Here is a 13,628-nt window from a genome sequence, read left to right as displayed (position 1 = left end):
GTCACAGCAGACCCGTGCGGGCGGCGACGGAGCGGGCGTCGGTGGAGTACACGTCGAGCACGAAGTCGGCTTCCTCGTGGCGGGCGAGTCGTGTCATAGTGCCCGAGAATACCCGCGCCGCGATCGCGTGCACCTCGTCTCCGCCGAGCGCGTAATCCTCGACGGCGTGCCGCCAGTGGCAGAGCGCGATCGTGCCGCCGTCGGTGAGTTGCGCGGCGGCGTCGGCGAGTACGCGCTCGAGCACGTCGGCCGGGAAGTAGTAGCCGACCTCGCTGATCAGCACGAGGTCGAAGGGGCCGGCAGGGAAGGCGGATGCGACGTCTGCGAGTTCGACCCGGACGCCCGGCTCGTCGGCGACCCGCGCGCGGGCGCTCTCGACGGCGGCCCGGGAGACGTCGACCGCGAGGAGCTCGGTGCAGCGCCCGGCGAGCTCGCTCGTGAGCACACCGATCGAGCAGCCCACCTCGAGCGCCGAGCCGTAGTGCTGCTCGGGCAGGCTGGCGAGGGTCACCGCGCGCTTGCGCTGCTCGTACCAGCGGTCGGTGAAGCCCCAAGGGTCCTCGTGTCGCTCGTAGAGCGCGTCGAAGTAGGCGGCGCCGAGCGGGGAGGGTTCGTCGCGCACGAAGAGCTCGTGCTTCCCGCGGAAGTTGTCGAGGAACGACTCGAGCAGCATTGCCTCGTCGCCGGGCTGGTCGCTGAGCGGCTCGGCCTGAGAGGCGTAGGCGGAAATCGCGTTCTTCTTGTGCGCGAGCGCCTCGGCGCGCGGGGCGAGCGCGACGAACCGGTCCCACGGCACCTCGGCGTCGTCGGGCGCCGCCCAGTGCCAGAGCCAGACGGGGTATTCGAGCAGTGACCGTGAACCCGCTGTGGCGAGACCGGCGCAGATCTCGCCGACGACCCGGTGGTCGATGTGTTCGTCCCCGCGCCAGGGGGCTACCACGAGCGTCGGCGTGCCCGGCAGCAGGTCGCCGATCGCGGTCGCGATGGCGTCGCGATGGGTATCGACCGCGCCGTCGGGGAAGCCGAGCAGGTGCACAGTGGCCTCGGGGGAGAGCCGGTGCACGGCAAGTCGGGTCTCGGCGGCGCGCAGTCGACGCAGCTCGTCCGGCGTGATGGTCGGGGAGTCGGGGTGCGATGCGGCCCCGTCGGTGACGACGACGACGGCAACCGGGATGCCGCGCAGGCCGCACTCGGCGATCAGGCCACCGGCGCCGAGGGTCTCGTCGTCGGGATGCGCCGCCACCACGACGACGTGCTCGACCGTGTCGAAGTCGAAGGGCGGCAGGCCCGCTACCCGGTTGTCACCCAGCCAGAGTGCGGCGGGTGTCCCCGGCACGGAGGAGTCGAAGGTCACCACGGCGCGACCTCCAGTCGCAGCAGGGCGCTACCGAGCGCGTGCTGGTCGCGTTCCGCGTGGTGCTGGCGCACGTAGAGCTGCAGGTCGGCGACGCGTTTGGCGTGCTCGGCGTCGAGGGCGAGCGGTGCGGGCCCGAGCGCGCGACCGGCGCGTTCGACGATTTCGTCACAGGCGCGGGCGACCGTGGAGCGCACGCGGGCGGCGAGCAGGCCGGGGTCGACCGTCTCCTCGTGTCCGTCGACGAGTTCGGCGGCCTCGGCGAGCGCGCGCCGGGCGCCTTCGAGCAGCTCGTCGATCGCCCCCAGGTGCATGACCGCGAACGGTTTGTCGTCGCGGGCCGCGGCGAAGACGGTGCGGGCGATGCCGACCGCGCCGCCGAACCAGCAGGCGGCGACCCCGATGCCGCCCCAGGCGAAACCCGGCCGGGAGAGGTACCAGCCGGCGTCGCCCACGGGGATGCCGGCGACGGCGTCGAAGCGCACGGGACCGCTCGGGATCTCGGTGAGACCGCGCGCGTGCCAGGCGTCCTCGAGTACGTTCACACCGGGGGAGCCCAGATCTACGGCGAAGAGTCGGCGGGCGCCGCCGTCGACGTGGGCGCTCACCAGCGCTTGGTCGAGCCGGTCGGCGAGGGAGCACCACGGCTTCGTGCCGCTCAGCCGCCAGCCGTCGTCGCCGCGCGTCGCGACGAGCGGATCGTCGCCGCCCTCCGCGGCGAAGACGCCCCACGTGCGGGGTGCCGCCGCCGTGTCATCCGCGGTCCCGACTCCGTCGGCCTGCTCGAGGATGGCGAGAGCGTCGAGGTGCGGTTCGATGGCGCGTGCCGCGCCGAGGTCGTGTGCCGCCAGGGTGGCGAAAGCCTCCCAGAGGTCGGTCGTCGAGCCCGCTCCCGAGGAGTGCGCCCGCGCGCCGAGGCGGGGGGCCGCATCCAGAGCCTCGTCCACCGTCGAGGGCGAGAGTTGCGCCGCGAGAGTCGTCAGCGGCCCGGCGGATCGGGGGGAACGCCCGAAAGACACGTGGTTCACAAGGAGGTGCGGCATGACAGTGATCAGGCTACGTTCGGCGGTGGGCGGCACCAAGGCCTCGACCAGCGCGACACGACGTGCTATCCCGATTACCCGACCGGGACGTCCCGGTCGGGACGTGTCAGGATGATGCCCATATCGCTACGCCGAATGGGAGGCTGCCCGTGAGAACGCTGTTCGTCATCCTGAGGATCGCCGTGGTGGTCGCGATCACCGTCGCCATCGTCGCGCAGTTGAGCGCCAGCCTCGGCTTCTGGCGCGAGAGCGGTGTCACCGACCCCACCACGCAGGTCGTCAACTTCTTCAGTTTCTTCACCATCGAGTCGAACGTCGCCTCGGCGGTCGTGCTGGCGATCGGAGCGGTGCTGCTGATAGTCCGGCAGGGACCCGACGGTCAGGGCTTCACGCTCGCCCGGGCCTGCGTCACGAGCTACATGATCGTCACGGGAATCGTGTACAACCTGCTGCTGCGCGGCATCGAGCTGCCGCAGGGCTCGACGGTGGGCTGGTCGAACGAGATTCTGCACGTGGCCGCCCCGCTGTACCTGCTGATCGACTGGATCCTCGCCCCTGGCCGCTCGCGGCTGGCCGCCCGGAAGATCTGGCTCGTGCTCGTCTACCCGATCGTCTGGGTCGTCTACACGCTCGTGCGCGGGCCGTTCGTCACCGACGTGATCTACGGGAACGAGTACTGGTACCCGTATCCCTTCCTCAACCCGGTGACGTCCGACGGGGGCTACCTCTCCGTCGCGATCTACGTCGTGGCGATCGCGGCCGCGATAGCGCTCATCGCCGCCGGCGTGCTCTGGGTCTCGCGCCGCGGTGCCACCGACGGATCGCGCCTCCTGCGCTGACCGGCCGTCGCCAGAGCTACTCCTTGTTCTCGGGATCGCCCGGGCGCACGGCGGCGGTCTCGGCGATGTCGATGCGTTTCACGCCGTCTTCGGTCTCCTCGACGGTGATGCGGGGGGCCGCGTCTTCCTCGGTCGATCCGGAGAGGCGCAGCAGCTGGTCGCGACGTTTTTCGTCGTCAGTCATGTCGGTCATGGGGCGACGCTAACACGACCCGTCGGCGCGTCCCGGGGCTTGCAATAAAGTCGTGTCGTTTTGGGTTATGTCTGAGACCTCGACAAGGATGGACCAATGACCGACACGACTACGCCCACACCGGAATCCCTGCTCGCGACTTACCACAAGCGTCGTGAACTGAGTGTGGTGCAGCCCAAGGGTAGCCTCGCCCTCGTCAACACCCAGTGGGTCGATTCGGAGCAGACCATCTACGGCGTTCCCGGGACCTGGGCGCCGCTGCCCGCCGGCGAGTCGGGCCTGCTGGTCACGGCGGTCGCCACCGACAACATCACGGTCGACGGCGTTCTCGTCGAGGGTGAGGCCGTCGTGCGCGGCAAAGACTCGGATGCCCCAAGCGACATCGACTTCGGAGCGGGCAAGACCGGCTTCGTGATCGCCAGTGAGGCGGGCAACTACGCCCTGCGCGTCTGGGATGCGAACTCCGAAGACATTCAGAAGTTCGGTTCGATCGACGCGTTCCCCTACAACCCCGAGTGGGTCGTGACGGCGAAATTCACCGAGATCCCCGGCGGCAAGACCGTCGGCTTCGAGCACCTCAAGGACGACGGCAACACCCGTGACGAGGTCGTTCCGGGCGAGATCACCTTCACCAAGGACGGCGTCGACTACGACCTGGCCGCCTTCAAGTCGGGCCGGGCGCTGCAGCTCGTGTTCGCCGACGCCACGAACGGCGACAGCACCTACAGCGTCGGACGATTCCTCTTCGTGGCACCCCGCCCCGACGGGACGATCACCCTCGACTTCAACCTCGCCGTGCTGCCGCCCTGCGCCTTCAGCTACAACTTCAATTGCCCCATGCCGCCGAAGCAGAACCGTTTCGCCGTGCCGATCGAGGCCGGCGAGAAGAACGTGCTGCAGAAAGACGGTTCGCTGCTGCACGCCGTTTAGCCGCTCCGGGTGGCAGTGGTGGCCGCCCAGCCGGAAGCAGACACGGACGCACGCGGTCCGCGACAACTGCTGCGGGAGGTCTCTCGCCCGCTAGCACGACTGGTCCCCTACACTGATGGCATGACGATTAATCAGAGAATCCGGGCGGTCCTCCTCGTGGCTGTCGCCGGATTCGCACTCGTGGGATGCGCACCCGTCGACGTTCCCGACCCGGAACCGTCTGCCTCACCGACACCCTCCGCGTCCGCCGAACCGGCGGCGGCAGCCGTGTACATCAGCGCAACGGGTTTCACCGTCGTCGACGAGTCCGACGAGACCGTGGCCACAGCGCTCTATTCCTCCGACCCGCAGGCTGCAATCGCGATTCTGACTGACGCATTCGGATCGGAGCCCGAACTCTCCGTGCGTCCGTCAGACCTCAACTGTGTTCCCGAGGCGAACGTCGTCTCGTGGGACGGCTTCGCACTGCGCTATGGCATACCCGTGAACTCGGTGCCCCGAGGTCAATTGTTCGAGGTCGAGAGCACGGCCGCGACGGTGGCCGGCCTGTCCGTCGAGACGCCCGGCGGAGCCAGTGTCGGTGACCCGGTCGGCGACGTGGCCGCGGGGCTGCCTGCCGAGCAGGTGGGGGAGCCGGTTACCACCGATCTCGGACTCATCCAGTCGGTGGCCTACGAAATCGGATCGGGAACCTATGTGCCGTGGGACCACCCGGAATTCGGATCGTACGACTTCTGGGGCGCCTCGGCACGATCGATCGACGGCATGATCGACCGGCTCGACGCACCCGTGCTCCTGCAGAACCAGTGCTGACGAGGTCTGCTGGGTCTGCCGGTGTCGGCCGCACCCGGCAGAATTGACGGGTGTACGTCGTCCTCACCCGCTCCAACCGTGGCGTCACGGCTCTGCGACTCGACGATGCCGGTAGCGTGCTGGGAGAGCCCGAGGGCGTAGCCGAGACCGAACTGCCCGCGTGGGTCGGCCGGGTGGAGCGCGAACGCCCTCGTTGGGTCTGGGACGATTCCACCCGCTGGTATCCCGCGCTGCTCGCCGCCGGAGTCCGGGTCGAGCGTTGCGTCGACCTGAGGCTGTCGCACCAGATCCTCCGGGCATCGACGCTCACCGCGGCGTCGGCGCTCGCCAACGCGCCGCTCGGCCCGTGGGACAACGCGACGCCGCTCGCCGAGAAGGCCCCGGCGAGCGGCGCGCTTTTCGACTTCGACGTCGAGCCCGCCACCGACGCGCCGACCGACCCGGTCGCCGAATTCGCACTACAGCGCGAGGCCGTCGCGGGTGCGGCAGAGCCCGGCCGCATCGGGCTTCTGCTCGCCGCGGAGAGCGCCGGCGCGCTCATCGCCTGCGAGATCAAAGCGGCGGGCCTGCCCGTGCGGGCCGACGTGCACGAGGGCCTGCTCGCCGAACTGCTCGGCGACCGGCCGCGCGGATCGGAGCGGCCCGCGCGACTCGAAGAACTTCTCGAACGGATGCGGGCCATACTCGGCACGCACGACGTCAACCCCGATTCGCCCGCCGAACTGCTCAAGGCGCTGAGGCGAGGCGGGCTGCAGGTAGCCTCGACCCGCTCATGGGAGCTCAAAGAGGTGAACCACCCCGTCGTCGCCCCGCTTCTGGAGTATAAGAAGCTCTCCCGGCTTCAGACGGCGAACGGCTGGAACTGGCTCGATACCTGGGTCGCCGACGGTCGGTTCCGTCCCGACTACGTGCCGGGCGGCACCGCGACGGGCCGCTGGGGCGCGAGCGGCGGGGGAGCGCTGCAGCTACCCAAACAGGTGCGCGGCGCGGTCGTGGCCGACCCCGGCTGGAAACTCGTCGTCGCCGACGCGGCACAGCTCGAGCCACGGGTGCTCTCCGCCCTGAGTGCCGACCGCGCGATGGCAGAGGCGGGCCGCGGCGACCTCTACGAGGGCATCGTCGCGAGCGGGGCGGTCAAGACGCGCGCCGAGGCGAAAGTCGCGATGCTGGGCGCGATGTACGGCGCCACCGCGGGCGACGGAGGTCGCCTGATGCCCGCGCTCACCCGGGCCTTCCCCCAGGCCATCGCCATGGTCGAGGGCGCGGCGCGAACCGGGGAGCGCGGAGGAACAGTGACGACGCGACTCGGACGCAGCTCACCCCCGCCCGGCGAGGCGTGGCGAGAACTCCAGGAGGGGGCGTCCGTGCAGGGAGCCTCCGACGCACTGCAGCGCGCGGCCCGCACGCAGTCGCGCAGCTGGGGCCGGTTCACCCGCAACTTCATCGTGCAGGGCACGGCCGCCGAGTGGGCGCTGTGCTGGATGGCGGGTCTCCGCGGCCGGCTGTGGTCGCTCGGCACCGGGCAGTTCGCCGACCGCCCGCACCTCGTGTTCTTCCTGCACGACGAAGTGATCGTGCACACCCCCGCCGAGCTGGCAGACAGTGTCGTCGACGAACTGCGCGCCGCGGCATCCGAAGCGGGGCGTCTGATCTTCGGAGGCCTCCCGGTCGACTTCCCGATCACCACCGCGGTCGTCGACAACTACGGGCAGGCCAAGTAGCGCCAGGGCGAATAGTTACACGCTTGTTGTTTGGCAGGTTGGTAGGTCATAATGCACGAGTACCTCCACAATTTCACACGCGTGGTCACGCGCATCCGTAAGTCAGGTCGATGGGGAAGTCGCACCTAACAGAACGGAGAAGATCGTGACTGCACCACACGCTCGCGGAGTGCTATTTGTGCATTCCGCTCCTCGTGCTCTCTGCCCTCACATCGAGTGGGCAGCGGGGCGCGCGCTCGAACGCGCCGTCAACTTCTCCTGGGCCGACCAGCCTGTTCTGAAGGGTGCACAGCGCACCGAGTTCTACTGGGAGGGCCCGGTCGGTACCGGCGCCAAGATCGCCTCCGCCCTGCGCGGCTGGGAGCACCTGCGCTTCGAAGTGACCGAGGATGCCTCGGCGGGCGGCGACGGCGGACGCTGGATGCACACCCCCGATCTCGGGATCTTCTTCGCCCAGACCGACACGGTGGGCAACGTCGTGATCCCCGAGGACCGCCTGCGCTACGCGATGGAGATCGCGGGCTCCAACGCGCTCGAACTGCACCGCGAGCTGCGGCTCGCCCTCGGCCAGGCCTGGGACGACGAGTTGGAGGCCTTCCGGCACGCGAGTTCCGACAGCCAGGTCGTCTGGCTGCACAAGGTCGGTTAACTAACGAACCGCCGGGTGAGCAGGGCCGCCTGCGGCCCGTACCGAAACCCCGTTGCGGGGGTTCCGATACGGTCGCGGGGCGACCCTACCCGACCTGCGGTCGGGTCAGTTGTCGTAGCTGCGGAACGCGACGACCGAGTTGTGGCCGCCGAAGCCGAACGAGTTGCTGATCGCGAGCAGCGGGCCGGCAGGCAGCTTCCGGGGGCTTGTGACGACATCGAGCAGGATGGCGGGATCCTGCTCGGTGAGGTTGATCGTCGGGGGAGCGAGGCGGTTGTGCAGCGCGAGGATGGTGAAGATCGCCTCGAGCGCACCGGTGCCGCCGAGCAGGTGGCCCGTGGCCGCCTTGGTCGCCGAGACGGGGATGTCGTGCACCCGCTCGCCGAACACGGCCAGCAGCGCCTTGTATTCGGCGATGTCGCCGACCGGCGTGGACGTGGCGTGCGCGTTGATGTGCATGACGTCGTCGACGCCGGCACCGGCCTGCTCGAGGGCGGCGTAGACGGCACGGGCCGCACCGGCACCCTCGGGGTCGGGAGCGGTGATGTGGTACGAGTCGCTCGTCACGCCGCCGCCGGCGAGTTCCGCGTAGATGCGGGCGCCGCGGGCGAGAGCGTGCTCCTCGGTCTCGAGGATGATGCTGCCGGCACCCTCGCCGAGCACGAAACCGTCGCGGTTGGTGTCGTAGGGGCGGGAAGCCGTGGCCGGGTCGTCGTTGCGCTTCGAGAGCGCCTGCATCGCGGCGAACGCGGCGATCGGCAGCGGGTGCACGACGGCCTCGGTGCCGCCGGCGATCACCACGTCTGCGTAGCCCTTCTGCAGGTGGTCGTAGGCGTTGGCGATGGCCTCGGTGCTCGAGGCGCAGGCCGACACGTCGGTGCGGGCGTAGGCGCGGGCCGCGAGGTTCATGCTGATCGCGGCCGAGGCGGCGTTCGGCATGAGCATCGGGATGGTCATCGGCAGAACCCGGCGCGGGCCCTTCTCCTTGAGCGTGTCCCACGCGTCGAGGAGTGTCCACAGTCCGCCGATACCGGTGGAGTAGTCGACTCCCACGCGGTCGGGGTCGATGTCCGCGTCATCCAACCCCGCGTCTTTCCACGCCTCACGCGCGGAAATGAGGGCGAACTGGCTGGAGGGGTCGAGGCGCTTGACTTCCTGGCGCTCGAGAACTTCTTCGGGGCGGACCTTGGCCTGGCCGGCGAAGGTCACGGGCAGTTCGTGCTTGGCGACCCACTCGTGCTCGATCGTGCTGATGCCGGATTCACCGGCGAGCAGGGCGGCCCACGACTCGGGGGCTGTTCCGCCGAGGGGGGAGGTGGCACCGATTCCGGTGACGACGATTTTTTTGGTCACAACGACATCCTTATGTTGTTCACGAGCCCAGGGTTCACGAGCTCATTCGCGGGCGTGGCCGGACGCGGTGCGGCCGGCCAGCCGCGGATGGGAGGCGGTTAGCCCTGTGCTGCGGTGATGAAGCTGACGGCGTCGCCGACGGTCTTGAGGTTCTTGACCTCTTCGTCGGGGATCTTGACGTCGAACTTCTCTTCGGCGTTGACGACGATCGTCATCATCGAAATCGAGTCGATGTCCAGGTCGTCGGTAAACGACTTGTCCAGTTCGACCGAGTCGGTAGCGATACCGGTTTCGTCGTTGACGAGCTCGGCGAGGCCGGCGAGAACTTCTTCGGTGGACAATGCCATGGTTTTTCTCCTAAAGGGTGTGTCGTTTGACCGAGAGTCAGTTTAGAGCAGGGTTTCGTGGCTGAAGGCGCGCCGCACTAGGGGAGCACGATGACTTGGGCGCCGAATACGAGGCCGGCGCCGAATCCGATCTGCAGCGCGAGGCCGCCGGAAAGCTCCGGATGCTCCGCCAACAGCCGGTGGGTCGCCAGCGGAATCGAGGCGGCCGAGGTGTTTCCGGTGGTCGCGATGTCGCGGCCGATGACGACGTGCTCGGGCAGGCCGAGCTGCTTCGCGAACTCGTCGATGATGCGCATGTTGGCCTGGTGCGGGATGAAGGCGGCGAGGTCGGCGGAGGTGATGCCCGCGGCCTCGAGGGCTTGCTTGGCGACCTTGGCCATGTCCCACACCGCCCAGCGGAAGACCGTCTGGCCCTCCTGGCGCAGCGTCGGCCACTCGGACTCGCCGTCGCGGAACTGGGTGAGCGTCGAGTTCATGCCCACGGCGTCGGCCTTCGAGCCGTCGGATCCCCAGACGGGAGCCGCGATTCCAGGGGTGTCGCTCGGGCCGATGACCACGGCGCCCGCGCCGTCGCCGAGCAGGAACGAGATCGACCGGTCGGTGGGGTCGACGACGTCGGAGAGCTTCTCGGCGCCGACGACGAGGGCGTAGTGTCCGGCGCCCGAACGGATGAGGGCGTCCGCCTGCGTCACGGCGTAGCTGAAGCCCGCGCACGCGGCGTTGGTGTCGTAGGCGGCGGCCGGGTTGGCGCCCACGCGGTCGGCGACGACCGCGGCCATGGACGGGGTCTGGCGCACGTTGCTGATCGTGGCGATGATCACGAGGTCGATGAGCTCGGGCGCGACGCCCGACTTCTCGATGGCCTCGAGGGCGGCCGTCGTGGCGAGGTCGGTGGCGCTGAGGTCGTGGGAGGCGCGGGTGCGGGTCACGATTCCGGTGCGCTGCTGGATCCACTCGTCGCTCGAGTCGATCGGGCCGATGAGTTCCTCGTTCGGAACGATGAGGTCGCCGCGCGCGGCGCCGTAGCTGTAGATGCGCGTGAACTGCGCGCCGGTGGACTGCTTCAGGGTGGGGGTGCTCATGCTGCGTTACCGTCAATCAGGTCGAATGCTGCTGTGAGGTCGTCGGGGGTCTTGACCGCCACGCTCGGAACGCCCTTGAGCCCGCGCTTGGCGAGTCCCGTGAGCGCGCCGGCCGGCGCGAGCTCGATGATGCCCGTGACGCCGGCCTCGGCGAAGGCGGCCATCGTCTTGTCCCAGCGCACGGGCGAGGACACCTGGCCGACGAGGAGGCTCAGGAACTCGGCACCGGATGCCACGGTCTGGCCGCTCTGGTTCGACCAGATCGGCAGGGTGGGGTCGCGCGGCGCGAGAGTGGCGGCGAACTCGGCGAGGTGCGCAACGGCGGGCTGCATGTAGCGGGTGTGGAAGGCACCGGCGACCTGCAGCGCGATGACGCGGCTGCCGGCGACGGGGTTGTCCTTGAGGGCGTCGAGTGCGTCGAGCGCCCCGGCCACGACGATCTGTCCGCCGCCGTTGAAGTTGGCGGGCTCGAGTCCGAGCTGGTCGAGCCGGGCGAGCAGTTCGGTTTCGTCGCCGCCCAATACGGCAGACATGCCGGTCGGGGTCTGCGAAGCCGCGGCGGCCATGGCCGTACCGCGCTCGCGAACGAAAGCTAGGGCATCCGTCTCGCTCAGGATGCCGGCGGCAGCCGCGGCCGTCACCTCTCCGACCGAGTGTCCGGCGACTCCGGCGACCTTGGCGCGGCGTCCGTCGGCGAAGAGGGCGCTCAGCGTGAGCAGGCCCGCGGCGACGATGAGCGGCTGGGCGACCGCGGTGTCGCGGATCGTGTCGGCGTCGCTCGTGGTGCCGTGCGCGGCGAGGTCGATGCCCGCCGCGTCGGAGAGGCCGGCGAGCTGGTCGCGGAAGCGCGGCTCAGCGAGCCAGGGGTCGAGGAAGCCGGGAGTTTGGGAGCCCTGTCCGGGCGCAACGACAACAATCACGCGCTCTAGTCTGCCAGCAGCCGGCCCCGGCCCGCTGTACCGACCCTCCTGACATTCGCGCCGACCCTTGGCGAGTGTCCACAATCCGCGCGGCCATTCGGAAATTCAGGAGACGGAAAACAGGATGGCGCGGCTCGTGTCACCCGTCTCATCCTGTTGAACGCCTCGCGTGGTGGTTTCGTCCTGTCGAACGGCTCTAGCGGAGGGTTTCGCCCAGCCAACGCGTGACCGGGCCGAGCACCGCGTCGGGGGTGCGCCGCGCCCAGCGGAAGTGGTCGAACGGCTGGCCCTCGTTCTCGGCGCGGGCCACGTGCGTCGCCGTGATATCGGCCGCCGGCACGCGCGCGCCGAGGTGGTCGCTCGAGACGCGCGGCACGATCGGGTCGCCGTCGAGCGAGAGCATCAGCACGGGCAGCGCGAGCGCGCGCAGTTCTGCTTCGTGGTCGGCGTCGCTGCCGGCGAGCACGAACCGGCCGTGGCGTCCCTCGAAACCCCAGTCGGCCATCATGGTGCGCGGCTGGCGTCCGCCGAAGCCGAGCCGGTGGCCGGGAAACCAGCCGAGCGTGCGGGAGATCGTGCGCACCGTCGCGATCTGGGCGCGGCGTTTCAGGCGCGGCGCCACTGCGGCGAAGGCGCCGTGGTGGCTCGACCCGCTGGCGAGGGTGACCACCGCGCGCACGTCCCGGGGATGCGCGGCTGCGTAGAGCAGCGCGAGCTGCCCGCCGAGGCTGTGGCCCGCGAGCACGAACGGCGTGTCGAGGCCCGCCGCCGCGACCGCGGCCGGGATGTCGAGCGCGAGGGCGTGGTGGTAGCCGAAGTCGTTGGCGCGCACGTCGGCGGTGGAACTCTGCGGCATGCCGCGCAGCTCGAGCCCGTAGACCCGGTACCCGAGCTCGGCCCAGCGCGCGAGCAGCAGACGGTAGTAGTGCAGCGGAACGCCGAGCGCCGGCAGGAAGAGCATCTGCGGGCCGGTGTGCCCGAACGCCTCGACGACGGTCTCCGCGTCATCCGCGCTTCTGATCCCGATTCTGCGGTACCCGGCCTCTGTCACCCGTAGATGCTGCCACCCGCCCGCTCCGACCGCACCAAATGCAGGAGATTTCGGCAAACAGGCCCGCCGATCGCACTCAAAGTGTGACTCGAGCGACAATCTCCTGCATTTGGTACGCAGAGGACCGGGCGGATGACTCGGCTCAGCGCTTGCGGGCCGCGTCGGGTTCCGCGATCGACCCGATGATGAGAGCGGACTGCAGGATGAGCGCCTCGCGGGCACCCGTGGCGTCCCAGCCGATGACCTCGCTGATGCGCTTGAGACGGTAGCGCACGGTGTTCGGGTGCACGAAGAGTTCGCGCGCCGTCGCCTCGAGCGACCGGCCGTTGTCGAGGTAGCACCACAGCGTCGACAACAGCTCGGTGGAGTGCTGCTGCAGCGGGCGGTAGATGCGGTTGATGAGGGTGGAACGGGCCAGCGGGTCGCCCGCGAACGCGCGCTCGGGCAGCAGGTCGTCGGCGAGTGTCGGGCGCGGGGCGTTGCGCCAGGCCCGGGCGACGGCGAACCCGGCGAGGGCGGCCTTCGCGCTCTTCGACGCGTCGACGAGCGTGGAGACCTCGTGACCGAGCACGAGGTGTCCGGGGCCGAAGCCGGGTTCGAGCTGCGAGGCGATCTCGATGAAGGGCATCCGGGTCGCGGCATCCGTCTCGTCCGCGATCGGGGTGGAGCGTCCGATCACGAGAACCAGACGGTTGCCCTGCACGCCGATGAGCACGTCGGCGTCGAGGTGGCGCGCGGTGCGGCGCAGCTGGTCGACGTCGAGGATGCGCGGCGTGGTGCCGACGAGCACGCAGACCTCGCCGTGGCCGTTCCAGCCGAGGGCGGCGATGCGGCTCGGCAGCTCGTTGTCGTACTCTCCGCTGAGAATCGAGTCGACGACGAGCGCCTCGAGGCGCGCGTCCCAGAGGCCACGGGCTTCCGCGGCGCGCGCGTACACGTCGGCCGACGCGAACGCGATCTCGCGGGAGTAGAGCAGGATCGCCTCGCGCAGCACGTCGTCGCCGAGGCCGATGCGCGCCTCGACGACCTCGACGGTGATGCGGATCAGTTGCAGAGTCTGCTGCAGCGACACCGAACGCAGCAGCTCGCGCGGGGCCGCCCCGAAGACGTCCGCGGCGATCCACGGGGTCGACTTCGGGTCTTCGAACCAGCTGATGAAGGAGGTGATGCCCGCCTGGGCGACGAGACCGACGGCCGACCGCCGCCCCGGTGGCATGTCGCCATACCAGGGCAGCGTGTCGTCCAGCCGCTTCAGCGTCGCCGTGGACAGTTCACCGGAAATGGTGCGCAGCCAGGCGAGCGTCTGCTCCTTCGTCTTGGGGGTGACGGCCAC

14 protein-coding genes are annotated in these 13,628 nt (G+C 69.6%); 5 read left to right on the top strand and 9 right to left on the bottom strand.

What is annotated here, in order from left to right; translation table 11 throughout:
- Nucleotide 1 precedes the first annotated feature (1 nt).
- Entirely contained in the window at nucleotides 2-1,357 is a 1,356-nt protein-coding gene (locus tag IEV96_RS04995; protein ID WP_188509568.1) for a bifunctional PIG-L family deacetylase/class I SAM-dependent methyltransferase, read from the bottom strand.
- The gene (locus IEV96_RS04990) at nucleotides 1,351-2,373 is read right to left on the bottom strand and encodes an acyl-CoA dehydrogenase family protein (protein ID WP_229733057.1); all 1,023 of its coding nucleotides are present in this window, start codon (nucleotides 2,371-2,373) and stop codon (nucleotides 1,351-1,353) included. Before IEV96_RS04990 ends, IEV96_RS04995 begins: the two co-directional genes overlap by 7 nt.
- A 173-nt stretch (nucleotides 2,374-2,546) precedes the next feature.
- Between IEV96_RS04990 and IEV96_RS04985 the strand changes: the two genes are divergently transcribed.
- Nucleotides 2,547-3,236, top strand: a complete 690-nt coding sequence (locus IEV96_RS04985; protein WP_229733055.1) for a Pr6Pr family membrane protein — start codon at nucleotides 2,547-2,549, stop codon at nucleotides 3,234-3,236.
- A gap of 16 nt (nucleotides 3,237-3,252) precedes the next feature.
- On the opposite strand, the gene IEV96_RS04980 is transcribed toward IEV96_RS04985, so the two are convergent.
- Nucleotides 3,253-3,429: a hypothetical protein gene (locus tag IEV96_RS04980; protein WP_188511280.1), complete on the bottom strand. Its 177-nt coding sequence runs from the start codon at nucleotides 3,427-3,429 to the stop codon at nucleotides 3,253-3,255.
- Between the two features lie 96 nt (nucleotides 3,430-3,525).
- Here IEV96_RS04980 and IEV96_RS04975 point away from each other — a divergent pair, with 96 nt between their 5' ends.
- The 4 genes from IEV96_RS04975 (at nucleotide 3,526) to IEV96_RS04960 (ending at nucleotide 7,542) form a co-directional block, all read left to right on the top strand.
- Complete coding sequence (locus IEV96_RS04975) at nucleotides 3,526-4,359, top strand: DUF1684 domain-containing protein (protein WP_188509566.1); 834 nt, start codon at nucleotides 3,526-3,528, stop codon at nucleotides 4,357-4,359.
- A 120-nt stretch (nucleotides 4,360-4,479) separates the two neighbouring features.
- Nucleotides 4,480-5,172, top strand: coding sequence for a hypothetical protein (locus IEV96_RS04970; protein ID WP_188509565.1), 693 nt, complete (start codon nucleotides 4,480-4,482; stop codon nucleotides 5,170-5,172).
- Between the two features lie 50 nt (nucleotides 5,173-5,222).
- Nucleotides 5,223-6,893 (top strand): bifunctional 3'-5' exonuclease/DNA polymerase, encoded by a 1,671-nt coding sequence (locus IEV96_RS04965; protein ID WP_188509564.1) that lies wholly within the window; start codon nucleotides 5,223-5,225, stop codon nucleotides 6,891-6,893.
- A 169-nt stretch (nucleotides 6,894-7,062) separates the two neighbouring features.
- Nucleotides 7,063-7,542, top strand: coding sequence for a DUF3145 domain-containing protein (locus IEV96_RS04960; protein WP_373282436.1), 480 nt, complete (start codon nucleotides 7,063-7,065; stop codon nucleotides 7,540-7,542).
- A gap of 105 nt (nucleotides 7,543-7,647) precedes the next feature.
- On the opposite strand, the gene fabF is transcribed toward IEV96_RS04960, so the two are convergent.
- The 6 genes from fabF to IEV96_RS04930 all read right to left on the bottom strand — a co-directional run bounded on the left by fabF (nucleotide 7,648) and on the right by IEV96_RS04930 (nucleotide 13,628).
- Complete coding sequence (gene fabF, locus IEV96_RS04955; protein WP_188509562.1) at nucleotides 7,648-8,895, bottom strand: beta-ketoacyl-ACP synthase II; 1,248 nt, start codon at nucleotides 8,893-8,895, stop codon at nucleotides 7,648-7,650.
- Nucleotides 8,896-8,993: 98 nt separating this feature from the next.
- Nucleotides 8,994-9,242, bottom strand: a complete 249-nt coding sequence (locus IEV96_RS04950; RefSeq protein ID WP_184235880.1) for an acyl carrier protein — start codon at nucleotides 9,240-9,242, stop codon at nucleotides 8,994-8,996.
- A gap of 77 nt (nucleotides 9,243-9,319) precedes the next feature.
- Nucleotides 9,320-10,324, bottom strand: coding sequence for a beta-ketoacyl-ACP synthase III (locus IEV96_RS04945; protein WP_188509561.1), 1,005 nt, complete (start codon nucleotides 10,322-10,324; stop codon nucleotides 9,320-9,322).
- On the bottom strand, nucleotides 10,321-11,244 hold the full coding sequence (locus IEV96_RS04940; protein ID WP_188509560.1) for an ACP S-malonyltransferase: 924 nt from the start codon (nucleotides 11,242-11,244) through the stop codon (nucleotides 10,321-10,323). Before IEV96_RS04940 ends, IEV96_RS04945 begins: the two co-directional genes overlap by 4 nt.
- A 196-nt stretch (nucleotides 11,245-11,440) precedes the next feature.
- Nucleotides 11,441-12,295, bottom strand: a complete 855-nt coding sequence (locus IEV96_RS04935; RefSeq protein WP_188509559.1) for an alpha/beta fold hydrolase — start codon at nucleotides 12,293-12,295, stop codon at nucleotides 11,441-11,443.
- 142 nt (nucleotides 12,296-12,437) lie between these two features.
- Nucleotides 12,438-13,628 (bottom strand): PucR family transcriptional regulator, encoded by a 1,191-nt coding sequence (locus IEV96_RS04930; RefSeq protein WP_229733053.1) that lies wholly within the window; start codon nucleotides 13,626-13,628, stop codon nucleotides 12,438-12,440.

Source organism: Conyzicola nivalis, from assembly GCF_014639655.1.
In the GTDB taxonomy this organism is placed as follows: Bacteria; Actinomycetota; Actinomycetes; order Actinomycetales; family Microbacteriaceae; genus Conyzicola; species Conyzicola nivalis.
This window is presented reverse-complemented; position numbering and strand designations above follow the sequence as displayed.